Raw genomic sequence first — 19,889 nt, 5'->3', positions numbered from 1 at the left:
ATATCGTTAGACAAATATCATTTCAAATTATTTTTCTTGAAAGCTTACAAAAAAATCTTTAAAAAATTAAATCAAAACATATATAACATAATACGAGTATCATCGAAAATTGATTGAAAAATATGTGTTTTTCAAATCTCTAAACGAAATCCAGTTTTGCTAACTTCCTAAAACAATTGTTTAAAATGAAAATTACACCCCTCGAAATACGCCAACATGAATTTGAAAAAACTTTCAGAGGATATAATATTGAAGAAGTTGATAGTTTTTTAGCTAATCTTTCACAAGAATGGGAGCGTGTACTTAATGAAAGCAAGATGCTTCGGATGCAACTGGAAATTGCTGAAAAGGAAGCAAATAAGTTGCGTGAAATTGAAATGACGCTTTTCAAGACATTGAAAACGGCCGAGGATACGAGTACAATGATTACCGAACAAGCAAGCCAACAGGCTGATAAGCATGTTCAAGAAGCAAAAATACTGGGAGAAAAAACATTAATTGATGCTCAGCATAAAGCAGCCGAGATCATTCGCCAGGCTGAAAGCAGAGCAAAATATATTAAAGAAGAGGTTTTAGGTGATGTGAAGGTATTGGAACGAGATTTTCGTGCAATGGATCATTATAAAACCAATTTGCTTGTGCAAATGCGTAGTCTTTCTAATGCAACACTTGAGCATGTACAGCGTTTTGAAGAGAAATTTGACAAAGAAGGTGTTGATGCTAAATTTAAAGAAGCAACTTCGATGTTGACCGATACCGATAAACCTGAAATCGTTGAAGAGCCAATTGAAACATTAACAAGTACAACGCCCGTTGAAGAGTTTGAAACTGAAATTTCAAATATCGAGTCGGATGATATTGAAGAATATGATGATATTGATACAGAAGAAATAGCTGCTGAAAATACTGCTGATGAAACATTATTGGAAGAGATAAATGAGATAGCTGTAGAAGCTGATGAACCAATAATTGAAGAGCTTGAAATAGAAACGCCTGTTGCTGAGGAGCAAGAATTCTCTTTGGACGAAGAAGTGATTACTTCTGCAGCTAATAATTTTGAGGAAATAAGCGAACTTGAAGTGGAATCAGAACCAGTTAAATCTAATGTGCCAAAAACAGATGAATTAGATATAATTGAAGGGATTGGCCCTAAAATTTCTATGTTGCTTTATGATGCAGGCATCTTTACTTTCCGTGATTTAGCAATAACCCCAGTTTATAAAATTGAAGAAATTTTAGAAGCTGCTGGCCCTCAATATGCAAGACACGATCCAAGTACTTGGACTCAACAAGCCAAACTTGCTGCCGAAGGGCGTTGGGACGACTTAGAGGCATTGAAGGGCTTTTTGATAAGAGGAAAGGAGCCAGAGTTGGTAGATGAACAAAAAGAGGAAAGAGAAGAGCCAGTTATCGAAGTAGTTGTAGAAGATACCGTAACAAAAGTAGAGGAAACGATAGAAGCAATTATTCCTTTAGAAAAGCAGGTGAGTGAAGAAATATCACCAGCAACTGCTGTGGTGCAGTCGCCAGTAGAAAACAACCTTGATTCGATTACAGAAGAAATGTTAGAGAAAGTCAACAAGGTAAAAGCAGCCATTCGTAAAGCTATGGTTGAAAAAAGTGACTCAACAGTAAAAGATAATTCACCGTTGCCAACTGTCAATGATGTGATTGGAAAGCCTAACGAAAGTAGTGGTGGCTCGTTTTTTGATAATATTTAATATAGTACAAAGAAAAAGGTTCAGGTTTTACTTGAACCTTTTTTCTTTATCATTCATCATTTATCAGTAATTTTATGGGAATAGTTTCATTGGAAGGAGTTGAATTTTTTGCCTATCATGGCTATTATGACGAAGAACAAAAAATCGGCAATAAATATTCGATTGATATAGCCATCACGGCGGATTTGAGCCGTGCAGCTCAAGAAGACAAATTAAAATTGACAATAAATTACGAGGTAGTTTATAAAATCATTGCTGATGTAATGAAAGAAAAACATCGACTATTGGAACATATCGCTTATAAAATTATTGAAGTTGTAAAGTTTCAATTTCCTGATATTCAGGCTGTTACGGTAAGTGTTTCAAAATTTAATCCTCCCATTGGAGGTGTTTGTGAACGTTCAAAAGTAACGATTGCTGTGCCCTGAGCTATTTAACATAGGCTTCATATTTTACAAAAATTATAAATTAATAGTAAAATTGAAAATTGAGATAAAAAGCGAGTTGTGTATGGTAACTCTTTACTATTTTTGTAAAAAATAATGAATTATGCCCGCAAGAACCGTTTATTTGGTAAAAAGAATAGAAACAGAAATTACACTTCAAATGAATAAAGCTTTGGCTGAATATGGTGTGACGCTGGCACAATATATCATACTTAATTTTGTCAATGATAACCAAAAAGACTTATCGTCAGCTCAATTATCACGTAGGTTTAAGATGACACCTCAATCAATGAACGAAACTGTGACGATGCTACAAAAAAAAGAGATGGTTGTGAAAAATGTTGATGCTGAAAATAAAAGAATTTTACGTATAAGTTTGACCGAAAACGGAATTGAAGTATTAGGTTTTTGCAATGCAGCCATTGATACATTAGAACAAAAACTTTTTGGTAATATTTCAAGTGAAGAACTTTCAGTTTTTCGCAAAGTGATTGGTACGGTGCTTGAAACGACACGACAAAATTAGTTTAATTTTGCTCTTCTAAAGTAAAGTTGCTGGGTCGAGTAAATTGTTTTTGATTGAAAAAACTACCAAACCTGCGGTGTTTCTCATACCCGTTTTTTCGAGAAGATTATTCCGATGACCATCTACTGTCCGAACACTGATAAATAATTTATCGGCAATTTCCTGAGCAGTAAATTGTTTACAAATCAAATCTAAAACATCCAATTCTCGCTGTGTAAGCGTTGAGGGAATATCATCTTGAATTAAAAGTCGAGGTTTTTTTCCAGTTTGGCGGTTTTTCATAGCAGCTAAAAATGCCTCATTGAAATAAAAATCTTTATCTACTACTGCCCAAATTGCTTTTTCAACTTCAACTGGCTCAACGTTTTTAAAAAGATAAGCATTGACACCTAATTCCATCAAATGAGTTACAAAACGATCTTCACCATAGACTGAAAGTATAATGATTTTGATGTCAGGGTATTGTTGGTGAAGAATTTTTGTTGTTTCTACGCCGTTCAGCTCAGGCATTGATAAATCGAGTAAAATGACATCCGGTTTTATCTCTGCTATTTCAATGGCTTGAAGCAATTCTTTGCCATTATTGACCTCAATCGAAATATGTATGTTTTTGAAGGTATTCACAATTGAAACCATTCCTCGTCTGAACAAAACTTGGTCGTCGGCAATAGCTACGTTGATAGTTTTCATAAAAGAATCAAATTAATGGAATACGCACTTCTAATTTCAAGCCTTCATTTGGTTTTGTTTTGAACTTGGTTGTGCCATTAATCATTTTAGTTCGTGTTTCAATATTTTTTAGTCCTAAACTTCTTTTTTCATAAGCATCTACAAAATTAAAGCCTATACCATCATCAGAGTAGTTCAAGATTAATTCATTTTGTTCATTTTTCAGAGATAAAGCAATAACTGTTGCTTCTGAGTGCTTGATTGCATTATTCAATAATTCCTGGACGAGTCGATAAATGATTAAATTAATTTTTGAATTGTTAGAATCAATCTGATCAATTTTTAAATGAATATCAATTTTTGAAATTTCTACAAACTTTTCGCATAAATCTTCAATAGCATAAGGAAGACCAAATTCTTCCAAACCATGAGGTAATAAATCATTGGATATGCGACGAACGTTATCTATTGTGCTATCTATCAGTAATTTACATTTATTGCTAATATCATCTATATATGCTAAATCAGAAGATTGATGTTGCATTTGTCCGACCAAAAGCCTCATAGCTGAAAGCGAAGCACCAACTTCGTCATGCAGGTCTCTTGCTAATCGTTTTCGTTCACTTTCGATGGCTTCAAGGGTGCCATGATAAAGATTTTGTTGGTGTTGAGCTTCTGCTTCTTTAAAGGCTAAATCTTGTTTTATGATTCGACGTTGGTATAACATTACAAAACTAACAATCCCTGATGCTAAAAGAATCATGGCAATTGTACCACCATACAATAAAACGTATAAATCTAACGGCGATGACTTTGCCATAAACCGACTCCTATAAAAATGTGTAAGATAAGCATCAAAAATGCGTGCATGCCCCATGCGAGCGATAATAAGTGATTATCTTCTTTAATAAAATTACTTAAAATGAAGATAAAAATGTTGCCCGCAAAGTAAAACAAAAAACCTGAATTTATCCAAAACGTAGGCTGTTTTGTGGGGCTTCGAGTATCTAACTCTATCAACATTTTATAAAAGCATAAAATTGATAGTCCAATCACTAAAATGCCTTCTAAACCACTGGCATAAGTATTAAAATTATTGAGTTTTTGAATGAAAAAAGCATTAATAATGGCAAAACCCACAAACATACTAATGACAATTGGAAGTAGTTTTCTTGGAAAAAAACTGCCAAAATATCGATGGTAAAAAAGACCTATAATAATAAATTCAAGGGTAGTATAGAGGTGTAGGAAAGGAAGTGTATTTCGAACCTTCATATAAAGTAATGTTCGAGATAAAATCTCAAAAAAAGTACCTAAAAGAATGAAATACCAAATATATTTTAACTCATTTGTCAAATATTTCAATCTAATAAGGGCTATTGTAATTGTAAATATCAGAACGTATTGTACATAATCAAGCAGCCATATTAAAAATTTATCTATCATTTGCAGTACATGAATTTGGGTAAACTAATGTTTAGACTAATCACTTTGTATGAATTCTTATGAGAAGAAAAATAATATTTTAGAATCTTATAACAAAGATAATTTTTTAATAAGAGGTCTAAATACGTAAAAATACCTGTTTTTGTAAGGATAAAAAAATAGGGATTCAAAAAAGAATCCCTATCAATATGAATCTTTTTTTAAATTAATGTCCTTTCCCGCCGGCTTTAACTACTTCTTTATCGAAATCAATACCTTGTTTACGTAAAACCGCTTGCACTACAAGTCCAAAAACAAATAGGTAAGCAAAGCATGCCACAGCTAATAGATAAGATTGTTGAATACCAAAAATATCAGCAATTCTGCCTTGTACAACTGGTATGATAGAACCCCCTAAAATCATCATAATTAAAAATGCTGCTCCTTGATTGGTGAATTTTCCGAGACCTGCTGTTCCTAAAGAGAAAATACTTGGCCAAAGCACCGAACAAAATAATCCACCAGAAATCAATGAGAATAAAGCAACTTTACCAGTGGTCATTACGCCAATAATAGACATGATTGCTCCTAAGGCAGTAAAAATTAATAATAAGCGAACTGGCTTTTCATTGCTGGCAAAATAGGCCAAAATCATCACTAAAACACAAGCAGCATACGGTAATAGATCTGTTACATCGCCACTATAAAGTGCATTGACAAATAAAACAATGGCAAAAGCAACAAATGGAATAATTGCTATCAATATTTTTTTGAGTGAGGGTGAAGGATTAAAGTTGCCAATCGAAGCTGTCCAACGACCAATCATCATACTGCCCCAAAATAAAGATACATATTTGGAGATTTGAGATGAATCCAAGTTTTGTGTGTGTTTGAGATATTCTCCGAGATTTGAGCCAATGGTTACTTCTACACCTACATACACAAAAATTCCAGTCATTCCTAAAACGGCTTGTGGGTAACTTAATACTGAACCAGCATTTTTTATTTCACCAGCTTTGCTTGCAAGTGAGTAAATTAAATATCCAAACATCAAAACTACCATTAAAGCAAAAGTAAATAGAATGGCTGTTTGAATAGAAAAAGTAACTGCTACACCAACACATAAGACCAAGAAAGTAACTGGTAAACCAATGACAATATTGCTAACTTGCACATCTTCATCATTCTTGATACGAGGCAAACTTGAACGCCAGAAAAACAAGGCCATCAAGGCAAATAAAGCACCTAAGATTAAATATGGTACTTTTACATCTTCAATAGACGCATTTGCTGCGGCATCTTTTGAGATTGAACCAAAAATGGCATAAGATACCAAAGCTGGCCCGATTGTACCGCCAAGATTATTGACAGCACCACCTAAATTGATACGTTGAGCACCTGTTTCTGGTGGCCCAAGAGCAATCATAAAAGGTTGAGTAGCAGTTTGTTGCAAGGAGAACCCAAGTCCAACAATGAATAATCCTGATAATAAAAGATTATAAGATTTTAACTCAGCAGCAGGATAGAAGAGTAATGTGCCAAGAGCTGAAATCAATAGACCAATGACAATACCATTTTTATAACCGATTTTATTGAGAATATCGCCTCCCATGATGCGAGAGAAAATCAAATAAAGCACCGAACCAATAAAATATGCTGCATAGAAAGCAAAATCAACCAATTGAGCTTGTGTTTGGGTTAGTGTGAATTTTTCTTTAAATAGTGGAATTAAAATTCCGTTTGATGCTGCCACAAAACTCCAAAAGAACCAAACGGTCATGAGGGTATAAAGATGTGAACGATTATTGTTTTGCATAACTTGATGTTTAGGGTGATAATTAATTTACAAATAACTAAATATATGCAGTATTTTCAAAACATTTTAATAGAAGTTCTTATGATTTTTTATAAAAATTATCCAATCATTTAGAAAGTTTTATTTATCAGAATAAGTGTTTATGAAATAGAAAATTGATTCTAAGAAAACAAAAATTAAGTAAGCCAAAAGGCTTATAATCAATCGTTGAGAAGAAATTAAAAATAGCATTCATTGCGTACAAATGAATGCTATTTTTAGTAAAATTATAAGTTTAAGCATAAGAATATCAACAAAACAAATCAAAATCCGAAAGGTATTCGTCGTTTAATTGAATCTTGATTAAATCACACCATGCCCTAAATTATGTAACATCCTAATATGTGAATTTAAGCCTTTAATGAAAGAAGTTTTATTGTTGTAAGGAATATTAAAATCTTGAGCGGTTTTGCTCACAATGGCTGAAATGGCGGGGTAATGAATATGGGAAATATTTGGAAACAAATGATGTTCAATTTGATAGTCGAGGCCACCAATGTACCAAGATAGTACCTTATTATTCCCTGCGAAATTTGAAGTAGTAAGAAGCTGATGGATTGCCCAAGCATTTTCAAGATTTCCTTTTTCGTCAGGACTTGGTTGATGAGCTCCTTCAACAACGTGAGCCAGTTGAAAAACAGTACTTAAAATCAAACCTGCGGTGCAGTGCATAGCCAAGAAACCTAATACCCATTGACCGAAAGTAATGTCAAGCATCATCATTGGAACTCCACAAATCAACAAAGCGTAAGCAACTTTGCTGATAATCAATATGACTAATTCTTTTTTAGGAAAAGGCTTTACTAAACCAGTTTTAGCCATTTTATTATAAAGAGAAATTTCTTTGAAATCTTTCCACAAAAACGAAATAGTCATTAAACTATACAAGAAAAACGCATAAATATGCTGAAAGCGATGAATAGATTTAAGTTTGTCACCTACCGATAATCGTAGCAAGAACTTACCCGTAATATCTTCATCAATTTCATGGATATTTGTATAAGTATGATGCAGTTTATTATGCTGAACATCCCAATTATAAACATTGCCACCAAGTAGATAGATACTCCAACCAAAGAACTTATTGGTTGTAGAAGAGCATGAAAAAGAACCATGAATAGCATCGTGCATGACCGACATTCCCACACCAGCAACGCCGATACCCATCACAACACATAAAAACAGCATTTGAAAATGCGAGAAATTACCTGTTAAGATTAAACCAAAAGGGATGAGGTAAAGACTCAACATGAAGATTGCTTTGATCAGTAATTTTCTTCCACCCGTCTTGACGAGTTGATTTTCGTCGAAATAAGCATCAATATTTTCTCGGAGTGCAGAAAAGAATAGTGATTTATCCTTGTTTAGGAATTTCACTTTTGCATACTTGGCAGGCTTCATGTAGGGTTAGGTTAGATGATACTACAAAAATACTTAGAATTTATGAGTATATTATATAGAACTTAAAAAAAGTAATATTTGTTGTAGAAATCGTCTAAAAATAATCGCCAAAATAGTGCAAATTTGGAGCGAAAATTGTACTTTAATTATAAATATTTATTTTTTTTATGCACGCATCAATTGCTCCATCAAGTTTTTTACAAAACATTTATTAATCATTTCACGAGTAAGTTTATAATAATCAAAGGCTCCGTTTGAATCAGGGTCATATCCAAAAATGTCTTTGTGGTGTGATTGGGCTTCAGGAATTGCTACATTGTCCCTTATATAGGTTTCTAAGAATTGTCCTTGTAATTGCAGTTTAATAGATTTTACAAGATCATTACTTAATTTTTTACGATTTCGTGGGTTATACCTTGTCGCAAAAACTCCACCAAGAGCTAAATGTGGGCAAATCATTGAAAGTTGACTCGCAAAACTGAGGAAATTTCGTAATCCTTCATAACTAAGGTATTCGGCTTGTAATGGGACAAAATATAGATCGGAAGCAACCAAAGCGATTCGAGCCGAGGTTGATAGGCTTGGCGGGCAATCAATAATGATAAAATCATAGCGATGACTGATTTTATCAAGAGCGATTTTAAGATTAAAAGGAAAAAGTGGGCTTGCTTTAATTCGGTCTTCGGCAACAATATATCCCATTGAAGCAGGAAGTAAATCTCCTACATCAGTTGAGACTACGATTTCATCAAATGTTTTATCGTTTAAAATAAAACTGCCGCTATCGGCATTGAAGAAATCTAAATTATTATAACCAAAACAGCGAGTTAAACTTGCTTGGGCGTCGAGGTCAATGAAAAGCACTTTGCTGCCAGTAAACCTGTGAAGAGCCACTCCAACATTTTGGGCAGAAGTAGTTTTTCCGACGCCACCTTTGTTGTTTACAAAACTGAGCGTTTTCAATTAGATTATTGGGATAGATCGTAAATGTGAAGCAAATATATACAAAAAGAAATGCAATCCAAGTGTATGATGTGTTTTATAAGTGTTTGATAATCAAGTAGTTATTGAGCGGTATCATTTTATGCATCTATATGAAATATTATTTTTTGGTTTTTTATTTTTATGTTTGATGAATTAAAAATATGAAATTTTTGAAGAGATTATGAAAGGAGTTTTAGACAAAATGTTCTGAAATAAAAATAAATTTCTATCTTTATATGGCTTATGATGAGGAATCGAAATTCAAATCATTAGATTTGCTTCATTGTTTTCTAATATTCAACCATCTATTTTTAATTCTCAATTGTAATGAAACTTTGGCTTAAAATATCAATCGTATTACTTACTATTATTCTCATTTTCGTAGGCAGAACACTTTTGAATGCAGGCTTTTTTACGAAAATTGACCCGCATTTCAATGGAAGTGTTTCTGAAATTGCTGGTTTTCATGGAGCCGAAGATATTACTATTGATAAAGCCAAAGGATTAGCATTAATCTCATCAAGTGATTTTTCTACTGATATGCCTAATGGAGCAATTTATTTGCTTAATCTCAATGAAATCGCACCCAAACCAATCAAATTAACTGAAAAGTTACCATTTGATGATTTTCATCCTCATGGAATAAGTTTATTCAAAGCTATAAATGGGACTAAAAAACTATTTGTAGTCAATCATCGAAAAACTGGTAATTTCATAGAAATATTTCAATTTACAGATAGCACATTGGTCCATCTCGAAAGTATCACAGATCCATTGTTTGTAAGTCCAAATGACATTGTAGGAGTGGGAGAACGAACTTTTTATTTGACCAATGACCACGATGAAGTAAAGTCTGACTGGCGATCGAAGAAAGATTTATTACAAATCCCAATGGGGAATGCATGCTATTTTGATGGTAAAAAGGCAAGTATTTTAGCTAAAGGTTTTTTATATGCAAATGGTATAAACACAAGTTTGGATGGAAGAAAACTTTTTGTTGCGGCTACTTCTGGACAAAAAATCAAAGTTTTTGACCGTGATGTCAGCACGGGCAGCTTGACGGAATCTGATGAAATTGCGATCAACGGTGCTGACAATATCGAGCTTGATGAAGTAGGAAATCTTTGGGTGGGTTGTCACCCCAAATTATTAGCTTATTTGGCACATTCAAAAGACCATTCAAAGCCATCTCCTTCAGAAATTATTAAAATTAACTACCAATCAAAAGGAAAAGTTAGTTTAGAAAGCGTTTATTTAAATGATGGAAAACCAGTTTCAGGCTCAAGTGTGGGTGCTGTTTTTGGTGATAAATTATTAATTGGAAGTGTTTTTGGGAATAAAGTTCTTCTTTGTACGTTGAAAAAGTGATAATAATCATTGGTTTCATAAAAATCATGGCATAGTTTTGCACCATGAATTTAATGTCAAAAAGTAAACGCAGTTTAGCAGTTTTTCTGCTATTACTTACCAGTGTACGCATACTGGTAGTGCCTGTGGTTTATCTTGATTTTGAATTGAACAAAGATTATATCATCAAAAACCTTTGCGAAAATCGCTTCAAGCCTGAGCTAAAATGTAATGGTCAATGTTATTTGGCCAAACAACTCCACAAAGTTGCCGAAGACAAAGCCAACAAAGAAGCAGGAAGGCAAGAACAAAATTTCAAAAAACTTTTAGAAGAAACATTTCATCATGACAATTTTGTTTTTTCGCAAACATTTGAAGGTGTAATTAGTACTGTTCAAAACAATTTTTCATACAAGACGAGCCACTATTCTACGCTCACGATTGCTCTTTTTCGTCCTCCTTGTTTGGGCTAAGCTTCATTTTATTTGTTTTTTCAGTTTAATACAATTGGTTTTTGCAACTTGTTGTATCAATATCTTGTATTCCATTTTACAAGCCAATTGTATATCTGCACAAGATTGACTGAAAAAATGCATCATTTTAATTGTATCTCCAAAGACTAAATCGTAATTGTAAATTATTGATTATCAATACATTATACTTTTTGATAATTGATAATTGCAAAAAATAATAAAATTTTAATAAAAAAAATATGAAAAATATTTTTCTGGTAATCATACTCTTCATGGGGGTAAACACCTTATTTGCCCAAAATATCAAAGGCAAAATATTTGATGCTACTACAAAAGAGCCAATTGTTGGTGCGAGCATTAAAAATATAGGAACAGCAGAAGGTGCAATTACAAATTCTACGGGTGCTTTTGAATTGAAAAACTCTCAAAAAATCGATAAAATTGCAGTTAGCTCAATTGGCTTTCAGACACAAGAGTTTTCTATAAATAGTAAGCAAGAAATTAGGATTTCACTCGAACCATCAGTCCAAAATTTGCAGCAAATTATAGTAACAGGTAATCGTGAGGCTGTTTTAAGAACCGAAACGCCCATTGCTATTTCAAAAATTACTCCAAAAATGATTGATGAAGCCAAAGTTTCATCGGTTTATGAAGTTGTGAACAAAACACCGGGCGTTTTGATGGTAAATTTGGGTAATGAGCAGCACATGATGTCGATTCGTCAACCAATGACCACCAACGCCTATTATTTATACATGGAAGATGGGGTGCCGATTCGCCCGATGGGTGTTTTCAATCATAACGCATTACTCGAAATGAACCAGTTTACTGTGAGTTCAATAGAGATAGTAAAAGGCCCAGTTTCGTCGATTTATGGCCCAGAAGCGGTGGGTGGTGCCGTTAATTTTATTACTCAACGCCCAACTGCTGTGCCAACGGCTCGTGTCGGCGTGCAAGTTGACCAATATGGTTTTCGTATAGTTCAGTATGGAGCTGGTGCAACCATTGGTAAGTTTGGTATTTATTTAGGTGGTTTGGTTGGTGAGCAAAAAGATTCTTGGATGGCAAGTTCAGACTATACAAAAAATGCTCAATATGCACGTTTGGAGTATAATTTTACACCAAGTAGCCGCTTGATTTATACTTTGTCTTATTCTAAATATAATTCTCAAACCAGCGGAAGTATCGATAGTGTAGTATTTTATAGTCGTCAATACGTGAGTACAACTGATTTTACTTACCGAAAAGCATACTCACTTCGTACTCGTTTAACTTTTGAAAAAGATTGGGCAAATGGTTCTCAATCTTTCGTAACAGTTTTTGCCCGTGATAACAAACATGGACAAAATCCAAGTTACGGTATTCGTTGGACTTCGGGAACGGCGACTGCAAGAGGTGAAATTAACTCTAATGACTTTAGAAGTTTTGGCGTAATTGCACAACAAACGCAGAGATTTAAGTTTTTAAACTCGAAAGTTACTATTGGTACAACAGTTGATTTTTCGCCCAATGATTATTGGTCTTATCAAATCGACTTAGCTGCCCAATTGCGTCCTGATAAAAAATCTGTTGAGAAATATACCATTTTAAAAGAGCGTCCAGATATTAAGATTGCCGATTATAATGCTAATATTCATAATACAGCAGTGTATTTGCAATATGATTTCGAGCCAATCAAAAAATTGAGAGTCTCAGCAGGACTTCGTTATGATAATATGTCATTTGATTTTGTTAATAATCTTGACATAGACAAAACAACTGGATTGGGTATCGGAGGTTCAAAAACTTATACTAAAACTACGCCTAAGATTGGTATCACCTATGATTTGGGTAAAGGAAAAGGCATTTATGCCAATTATTCAAAAGGTTTTGCTCCTTCTGGTTTAACAGCAATTTTTCGCAAAAGACCAACGCCTGCTGCAAATGGTGACTTGTTTTACTATAACCTCGTACCAGCAACTTTCAATAATGCCGAAATTGGGGGTTGGGCATCGCTCCTGAAGAATGAACTTTATATAGATGCAACTTTCTATCAGATGTCTGGAACAAACGAATTATTGAGTATTCGTCAACCTGATAATTCTACCGATTATCAAGCTGCAGGCAAAACGCTTCATAAAGGTTTAGAATATGGCATAAGTTACAAACCATCAAAAGAAATTTTCTTCCGTTTTGGTGGAGCATATTCTATTCACCAATTCGTAGAATTTACATTGAGTCAAAAAGCATCGGATGCAATAAAAGATGTGAATGGAAATGATATGCCTTCTGCTCCTCGTTGGATTTGGAACTCAGAAATTAGTTATTATCCTAAATGGGCAAAAGGTTTGCGTACTTCGGTCGAGTGGCAGCATGTAAGTAAATGGTATCAAAACCAAGTAAATACTATCAGTTACAAAGGCTATGAAGTATTAAATTTCAGAGCGGGCTATCATTGGAAAGGTATTGAGGTATTTACTAATGTAATGAACTTGACAGATGCACTTTATGCCTATAACGCTACTCGTGGTAATGCTACAACCGACCGTACAACATTTACTGCTGCTGCTCCTCGTACTTTTGTTTTGGGTTTGCAATACAAATTTGTTGGAAAGAAATAAATCAATAAAGCACTTACCAAATTTCGATAAGTGCTTTAACCTATCAAAAACATGAAAATATTCTTAATTATTTTGCTCATCCCATTTTTATCGTTCATTAAAAGTATAGAAGAGGGGGTTATTTCAAATGTGGTAAATAGTGCCGCAGTGCCATCATTTACCAATTCGCCCGATGGGAAAATTATTTTAAGTTGGGTTGAAACTGAAAAGATAAGTAAAAAAGTGTCTTTTTTTTACAGTATTTATGATGGTTATTTGTTTGGCGAGAAAATCAAAGTTCCAATTGTAGATTCAGCATCTACGCATGCCGAAGGAATGCCACGATTAGCAATAAAAAAAGATGGAAGCATGATTGTAACTTTTGAATTAAAAAAAGACAATCCAACATCTCGTTTTGGCTCTGATTTATTATATGTTTACTCAAAAGATGGTAAAAATTGGTCAGCTCCAGATTACGTACAATCTGATAGAAATCCTAATAAAAGTCATTCATTTAGCCGAACGGTGAGGTTAGCCGATGGCGAAATTGGTGTTGTTTGGCTTGACGAAAAACTAACTTCAAAGGGCAGAAGCGTAAAATTTGCTAAGACTTCAGTAGGAAAAGGCTTTGGAGAGCCTAAAGTAATTGATAACCAAGCTTGTGAATGTTGCAGAATTGAAGCAATAATTGACCCTAAAGGTGTTTTACATATTTTTTATCGAGATGTATATGAAGATGAATCTCGTGACATGAGTTATATTTTTTCCAAAGACGATGGCGAAAGTTTTTCAGAACCTCGTAATGTTTATCCCGATAAATGGCAAGTGAATGCTTGTCCGCATGCTGGGCCTTCGGCAACTGTAAATACTAAAGGAATTTGGATGACTTGGTTTACAGGCAAAGAAAACGCTGCAGGAATCAAAGTTTGTGATGTAGAAACTGGAAAAATTATCAATACCGCCTTATCGACTAAAGTACGCTCTCCTCAAATAACAAGCACAAAATCAGGAAATAGTTATTTGACTTATTCAGAAATAAAAAATCAAGGTGAAGAATATTTCAAAAGTATTGCACTTCGTAAATTAAGTGGAAATGCTCAAACCATTTATTTAAGTAAAAGTTTGGAAGATTGTAGTTATCCAAGCATCATATCATTCGAAAATGATTTAATACTTGCCTATGAAAGAAAAATTGGTGAGCAAAATACAGTCATTACTTGGAAGAAAGTCAAATTTTAAACCCAAATTTGCATAGAGAAATAAATTGATGAATACGCTCTAATGAATAAATTTAAACGCTTACTTTTTAGCATCCATAGTTGGTTCGGACTCATCACAGGAGTATTTCTACTCCTGTTGGGTCTGAGTGGTTCGATTTTGATTTTCAAAGATGAACTTGATGAATGGATTTATCATAAAACATTGACAATTAAACCCGAAACAAAGGTTTTACCTCTTGATAGTTTGTACAAAATAATTACAAATAAATACCCAAACTTAGATGGAATAGCTTGGATAAACCCTTTGGCTGCCAAAGACCAATCGTATCATTTTCGATTGTACTTGAACGACGCTCGCTTAGAATCGTATGATTTAGGAGCAATAAATATTAACCAATACACAGGTGAAATTTTGCGTTCAGGACGAAGCGATGATTTGGAGGTAGGTTGGATTGAATGGATTTTTGAATTCCATTTTTCTTTTCATCTCGGAATGCCCGGGGCAGCACTCACTGCTATTTTTGGTCTGACGATGCTTATTTCAATTATTACAGGTTTTATCATTTATCGAAAATTTATTTGGAAAGTGCTGACTTTCAAAGTAAAAATAAAAACCAAAAACTGGCGAATGTTAAGCTCAGATTTACATAGAGTAGTGGGAGTGTGGTCGCTATTGCTCAACACCATTGTTTTTTTTACTGGATTTTGGATGAATTTATTTGCTTTTGAGGCTGAAACGTGGAAAAAAGAAACAATTCCGACACCAAATAATACTTTGGTGAAAGCATCGCTTGATAAAATGTATGCTGAAAGTCTTCAAAAAATGCATGATTTAATGCCAAGTTATGTGTATTTGCCTACACAACCTGAGAAAAAATTCAGTGTACGTGGAAATTTGAAAGGCCAAAATCCGATGTTTGCGGGTGGGAATTGTATTAGATTTGATGCCAATACTGGAGATTTTTTGAGTCTTAGTCGCTTTGAAAATTTTAATTTTTGGGAAAAAGTAGAAGCCTTATTTTTTCCTTTGCACGTAGGTAATTATGGCGGAATTCCGATTAAAATTCTTTACATCATTCTTGGCCTTACTCCTGGATTATTAGCTATTACAGGTTTTATGCTATGGTTGAGACGCAAAATGAGAGTAATTCATGATTGAATTACTCTCATATAATTAATGTTGGACTTGTTTACTATCAAAAAAACTACTCTCCCAAAACTTCCCAGCCATCAGCTTGTGGGTCATATTTTGCGTATTCCCCTGTGTCAGCTAATTCGGATGCTATGATACCAATTTCAAAAGCATCGTCGAAACTTGAACGCAAGTATAAGGCATTTGAGGTGAGAATAGCTCTCATGCCTTCAAAATTATCATTTTTAAAGGTAATCCCTTTTTTATCTTCTTTTGCTATTTCAAAATTTTGCTGCAAAAGACGATTTTTCAAGGCTTGTATTTGTTTCTCTGAAAATGGAATCAGATTTTTATCATTATCAAAAAACTCTTCTGATTCTGATTCCATTTCAGCCATCATCGTTTGGGCAGTATAGACTTGAATATTATAACTCATCGTTTTGATGTTGGATGATCGATGTTTGATACTCAATGTTGCGGGTTTGGATTTTAAGATAAACCAAGCTTCAAATATCGAGTATCTAACATCTTATATCGTTTTATAAATATTTTCTCAATAAATCAACACTTTTTTGAACGCCAGTTTTTGGATCTTCTTTTCCTTCAAACTCAATCGAAATATAGCCTTGATAATTTACTTTTTTCAAAATATCAATAATGCGTTTGTAGTCCAAATCAAGGCTGTACCATTCGCCACCGCCATAGTAAGTTTTCGCTTGTACAAAACTTGTCTGTGGAGCAATTTTCTCTAATTTATCATAAGGGTTTTCTAAAAAATTGCCCGTATCCATTAATAATCCTAACCACGGCGAATCAATTGCATTTTTGATACGAAGCATTCCTTCGGGCGTTGAACCAAGCCCCCAATGATTTTCGAGAGCCAGCAAAATGCCACATTCTTCGGCTTTTTTCATACATTGTTGAATGCTATCAATGCACCATTTGAATGCTTCATCTTCGGTATAGCCAGCAATTGCAGGTTCGATGCCACGTTTGGCCATAAAATCATCAAAAGATTTGATTGTTCCCCAACGGCCAGTATTCAAACGCATACAAGGAATACCCATATTGTAGGCTAACTCAATACAATGAATGGTATGATCGATGTGTTCTTTCAAGACTGCTTTGTCAGGTGAAACAAAACCTTGATGAATTGATAAACAAGTCATGGCAATTCCATTCACAAAAGCATGCTTTTTGAGTTTTTGTAGATAAGCATTGTCTTCGCCATCCATTTGGCGATGGAGAACATCAATGCCATCTAAACCCAATTTCGCTGCCTCATCAATTACTTTCTCAATTGGAAATTTATCACCCTTGAAATGCCAATACGAATAACTCGATACACTGAGTTTGATTCGACTGGCTGTTTTGATTGGAGCTTGTTGGATTTCAGCAAAAGTAGGATTTGTGAAAGCGGCAGCACCTACCAATGGAACTGATTTTAGAAATGAGCGTCGGGTATTATTCATAGTTTTATTGAGTTGAGATTTTAGATATTGGATTTGAGATACGTAATTTGACTTTTTTTCATCTCGAATCACGTATCTTCAAAAATTAATTTACTGTAAAGAGAGCATTTCCAAAAATCAATTTACCCGAATACCAAAAACCTCTAAAAAGTGGTGAATCAGCCATATAAATGATTTTTCCTCGTCCCAACTCTTGTACCCCAAAAGTCAAGGTATTTTTCATTTTTTCCTTCGCAATTTTCCCAGCAAAACCAGTAATAAGAGCGTTATCTTTGATATAACCAACATTCCAGCCGTCTTTCAAATAATCATAATTATAGACATCTCTTACAAGAGCATAATACGAACCGTCTGTGCCGTAGCCAAGTGGATGAGTTTTGTCAATATCAACTTTATAAATGGCTCCTTGAATTTGTTCCATTAATGCTTCACGCTCACGAATACCGTAGGTTTTCAGTTCGGCTTTATCACTTGTTGAACTATCTTTCTTACGTTTCAATCCATAGCCATCTTTATCGGCAAAATAGCCAGTTGCCCCTTCGAGAGCAATTACTTTTCCACCGCCTTGAATCCATTTTTTGAGTGCATCGCCATTTCCGAAAATCTTTTCATAATTTCCATCAGCCAAAACAATGACATCTAATTGGTCAAGTGGTATTCGTGAAAACGAACTTCCTTCAATAACAGTAATCGGATATTTGATTTGTTGTTCAAAGAAATGCCAAACTTCGCCAAAAGCAGTTGAAACCACTCCATCACCTGCAATCAAAGCAACTCTTGGATTTTTCAAGACATTGACCGAACCAGAGCCGAAATCATTTCCACTTAAAACCATTCCAGAGGTAGTTCCTAAAAGATTGATATTGAATTCTTTAGCGGCAGCTTGTATGGTTTTATCAAATTTATCCCCCAAACGTTCGTTATTCGTGCGAGTAATAATCAATGAACCTGCATCAAATTTTCGGCCTTCGGTTTCAAATGGATTTTCGTTGAAACGCACTTTTATGCCAGCAGCCAATATTTTTGATAAAAACTTAACATCCTCAAATGATTTCCACGCAGCCACATAAGCATACGGTTTCCCTTCAATATTTGAAGTTTTGTTGGCTATTAACAGTGAACTGCCCAAAGCCAGCTTTTCCTTTGTTGCATAAGCTTTCAAGCCATAAGCATAAGCCAATGACCAAGAGGTAAGATCATAAGTTACCGAATCTTCAAGAGCTGTTTTAGGTTCAAATAATATCTTCACAAAAGTGCCTTTTGGTTGATAAGTGCTGATAATCAAATCATTAGATTCTACTTTGAAGCTTTCTTCTTTTAAACTTTGGTATCCAAAACCAGTGATGGTTACATCTTTCGTTGCATAACCATAAGAGATTTGAAGTTTATCCAAAAGACCTGTTAATGCGTGTGCTTTTGCTTCATCACCTTTGGTTTTCATCACAAATGATTTATATGTCCCGTAGCCATTGGTTGTTTTATCAGTAAAAAACTTTGTAAATTCTTCAACAGTTTTATCAGCACGACTTGAAATTGCTTCCAACGAACCCATACTTGTTGCGAAATGATGTGAAATCCGTTGAGAAAGTGTCAGCGTGTCTCCGTCTTCTTTAGCAATAGCCAAACCAGCACGTCCACCACCACCTTGTTCATAAGTCATACCGATGGCACCGTTGTAGGAAGGATAAGTATCTCCATAGCTTGGATAAAGCAAATCATAGTTTTCTTTCGAGAAATACAGCCAATAATTTTTATCAAAATATTTTTTATTGAATTCACCCAAAGTCTGTTGGAACTCACGTTGCCATTTGGTAAGGTCTTCGTGATATGGTTTTGCCGATGGAGCGAAATAATAGGGTGTATTATACCCCATTTCGTGAAAATCAGCATGGAGATGTGGCATCCACTGATTATAAAGTTTCACACGTTGCTGTGAAATCTCTTGTGTTTGCCAAGCCCAGTCACGATTAGGGTCGAAAATATAATGCGTGAAACGCCCACCTGGCCACGGTTCATTATGTTCGATAGCAAAAGGCGAAGGATTCCCTCCTTGATTAGCCACTCGGTTGTACCATTGTGCATAGCGGTCACGTCCATCAGGATTAATACATGGGTCAAGGATTACAACTGTATTTTTCAATACATTTTGTGTTGTTGGGTTATTCTTATTCAATAGCTCATATAAAACCTGTAATACAGCTTCTGAGCTAACAGCTTCGTTTCCATGAACATTATAGCTGAGCCAAGCGATGGCAGGAACTTTACCAGTTGGCTTTCCTTCTATGAGACCGATACTCTTCAGATTGTTGGTACGTATCTCTTCAATTTTTGCTAAATTTTCGGGAGAAGCAATAACAGCTACCATCAAGGGACGACCTTCGAATGTCATTCCATAATCAATGGTTTTTACCTGTGAAGGATTTTGTGTTGCTACATATCGCACATAATCTACAATGCGATGATGAAAACTAAATTTTGTTCCGAGACGATAACCAAGAAATTCTTCGGGAGTTTTAGTGGTTTGAGCGGATAGACTTAATAGGGTAATGGAGAGAAACAAGGTTGCAATAATTCTTCTCATTATGGTAATGGCTGTTTTTGAAGTGTAAGATAAACATTTTTCAAAGATATGATTTTTC

At 34.6% G+C, this 19,889-nt stretch carries 17 protein-coding genes; 8 read left to right on the top strand and 9 right to left on the bottom strand.

Going from position 1 to position 19,889, the window contains the following annotated elements; translation table 11 throughout:
- Nucleotides 1–185: 185 nt before the first annotated feature.
- The 3 genes from ACQUQZ_RS15200 to ACQUQZ_RS15190 all read left to right on the top strand — a co-directional run bounded on the left by ACQUQZ_RS15200 (nt 186) and on the right by ACQUQZ_RS15190 (nt 2,693).
- The gene (locus tag ACQUQZ_RS15200) at nt 186–1,721 is read left to right on the top strand and encodes a DivIVA domain-containing protein (protein ID WP_435355871.1); all 1,536 of its coding nucleotides are present in this window, start codon (nt 186–188) and stop codon (nt 1,719–1,721) included.
- Nucleotides 1,722–1,795: 74 nt separating this feature from the next.
- Nucleotides 1,796–2,149 (top strand): dihydroneopterin aldolase, encoded by a 354-nt coding sequence (gene folB / locus ACQUQZ_RS15195; protein ID WP_435355870.1) that lies wholly within the window; start codon nt 1,796–1,798, stop codon nt 2,147–2,149.
- A gap of 121 nt (nt 2,150–2,270) precedes the next feature.
- The gene (locus ACQUQZ_RS15190) at nt 2,271–2,693 is read left to right on the top strand and encodes a MarR family winged helix-turn-helix transcriptional regulator (protein WP_435355869.1); all 423 of its coding nucleotides are present in this window, start codon (nt 2,271–2,273) and stop codon (nt 2,691–2,693) included.
- Between the two features lie 15 nt (nt 2,694–2,708).
- Here the strand turns inward: ACQUQZ_RS15190 and ACQUQZ_RS15185 are convergent, their stop codons facing one another.
- The 6 genes from ACQUQZ_RS15185 to ACQUQZ_RS15160 all read right to left on the bottom strand — a co-directional run bounded on the left by ACQUQZ_RS15185 (nt 2,709) and on the right by ACQUQZ_RS15160 (nt 9,006).
- A complete protein-coding gene (locus ACQUQZ_RS15185) occupies nt 2,709–3,383 on the bottom strand; it encodes a response regulator (protein WP_435355868.1) in 675 nt (224 codons plus the stop codon).
- A gap of 7 nt (nt 3,384–3,390) precedes the next feature.
- Nucleotides 3,391–4,182 (bottom strand): sensor histidine kinase, encoded by a 792-nt coding sequence (locus ACQUQZ_RS15180; RefSeq protein WP_435355867.1) that lies wholly within the window; start codon nt 4,180–4,182, stop codon nt 3,391–3,393.
- A complete protein-coding gene (locus ACQUQZ_RS15175) occupies nt 4,161–4,637 on the bottom strand; it encodes a hypothetical protein (RefSeq protein ID WP_435355866.1) in 477 nt (158 codons plus the stop codon). The genes ACQUQZ_RS15180 and ACQUQZ_RS15175 overlap by 22 nt, the downstream gene beginning before the upstream one ends.
- Before the next feature lie 376 nt (nt 4,638–5,013).
- On the bottom strand, nt 5,014–6,603 hold the full coding sequence (locus tag ACQUQZ_RS15170) for an MFS transporter (protein ID WP_435355865.1): 1,590 nt from the start codon (nt 6,601–6,603) through the stop codon (nt 5,014–5,016).
- 342 nt (nt 6,604–6,945) lie between these two features.
- Nucleotides 6,946–8,043 (bottom strand): fatty acid desaturase family protein, encoded by a 1,098-nt coding sequence (locus ACQUQZ_RS15165; protein WP_435355864.1) that lies wholly within the window; start codon nt 8,041–8,043, stop codon nt 6,946–6,948.
- A 165-nt stretch (nt 8,044–8,208) separates the two neighbouring features.
- Complete coding sequence (locus tag ACQUQZ_RS15160; RefSeq protein ID WP_435355863.1) at nt 8,209–9,006, bottom strand: ParA family protein; 798 nt, start codon at nt 9,004–9,006, stop codon at nt 8,209–8,211.
- 348 nt (nt 9,007–9,354) lie between these two features.
- Between ACQUQZ_RS15160 and ACQUQZ_RS15155 the strand changes: the two genes are divergently transcribed.
- The 5 genes from ACQUQZ_RS15155 (at nt 9,355) to ACQUQZ_RS15135 (ending at nt 15,805) form a co-directional block, all read left to right on the top strand.
- On the top strand, nt 9,355–10,395 hold the full coding sequence (locus ACQUQZ_RS15155) for an SMP-30/gluconolactonase/LRE family protein (protein ID WP_435355862.1): 1,041 nt from the start codon (nt 9,355–9,357) through the stop codon (nt 10,393–10,395).
- Between the two features lie 53 nt (nt 10,396–10,448).
- Nucleotides 10,449–10,847, top strand: a complete 399-nt coding sequence (locus tag ACQUQZ_RS15150) for a hypothetical protein (RefSeq protein WP_435355861.1) — start codon at nt 10,449–10,451, stop codon at nt 10,845–10,847.
- Between the two features lie 239 nt (nt 10,848–11,086).
- Nucleotides 11,087–13,447, top strand: coding sequence for a TonB-dependent receptor (locus tag ACQUQZ_RS15145; protein WP_435355860.1), 2,361 nt, complete (start codon nt 11,087–11,089; stop codon nt 13,445–13,447).
- A gap of 51 nt (nt 13,448–13,498) precedes the next feature.
- Complete coding sequence (locus ACQUQZ_RS15140) at nt 13,499–14,665, top strand: sialidase family protein (protein WP_435355859.1); 1,167 nt, start codon at nt 13,499–13,501, stop codon at nt 14,663–14,665.
- A 42-nt stretch (nt 14,666–14,707) separates the two neighbouring features.
- A complete protein-coding gene (locus tag ACQUQZ_RS15135) occupies nt 14,708–15,805 on the top strand; it encodes a PepSY-associated TM helix domain-containing protein (RefSeq protein WP_435355858.1) in 1,098 nt (365 codons plus the stop codon).
- A gap of 46 nt (nt 15,806–15,851) precedes the next feature.
- Here ACQUQZ_RS15135 and ACQUQZ_RS15130 read toward each other — a convergent pair whose 3' ends face one another.
- The 3 genes from ACQUQZ_RS15130 to ACQUQZ_RS15120 all read right to left on the bottom strand — a co-directional run bounded on the left by ACQUQZ_RS15130 (nt 15,852) and on the right by ACQUQZ_RS15120 (nt 19,831).
- Nucleotides 15,852–16,214: a hypothetical protein gene (locus tag ACQUQZ_RS15130; RefSeq protein ID WP_435355857.1), complete on the bottom strand. Its 363-nt coding sequence runs from the start codon at nt 16,212–16,214 to the stop codon at nt 15,852–15,854.
- A 103-nt stretch (nt 16,215–16,317) separates the two neighbouring features.
- Nucleotides 16,318–17,250 carry a sugar phosphate isomerase/epimerase family protein gene (locus tag ACQUQZ_RS15125; RefSeq protein WP_435355856.1) on the bottom strand — a complete coding sequence of 311 codons (933 nt, stop codon included), beginning with the start codon at nt 17,248–17,250 and terminating at the stop codon, nt 16,318–16,320.
- Nucleotides 17,251–17,335: 85 nt separating this feature from the next.
- The gene (locus ACQUQZ_RS15120; protein WP_435355855.1) at nt 17,336–19,831 is read right to left on the bottom strand and encodes a M14 metallopeptidase family protein; all 2,496 of its coding nucleotides are present in this window, start codon (nt 19,829–19,831) and stop codon (nt 17,336–17,338) included.
- Nucleotides 19,832–19,889: the final 58 nt, after the last annotated feature.

Source organism: Emticicia sp. SJ17W-69 (assembly GCF_051209875.1).
Lineage (GTDB): Bacteria > Bacteroidota > Bacteroidia > Cytophagales > Spirosomataceae > Emticicia.
This window is presented reverse-complemented; position numbering and strand designations above follow the sequence as displayed.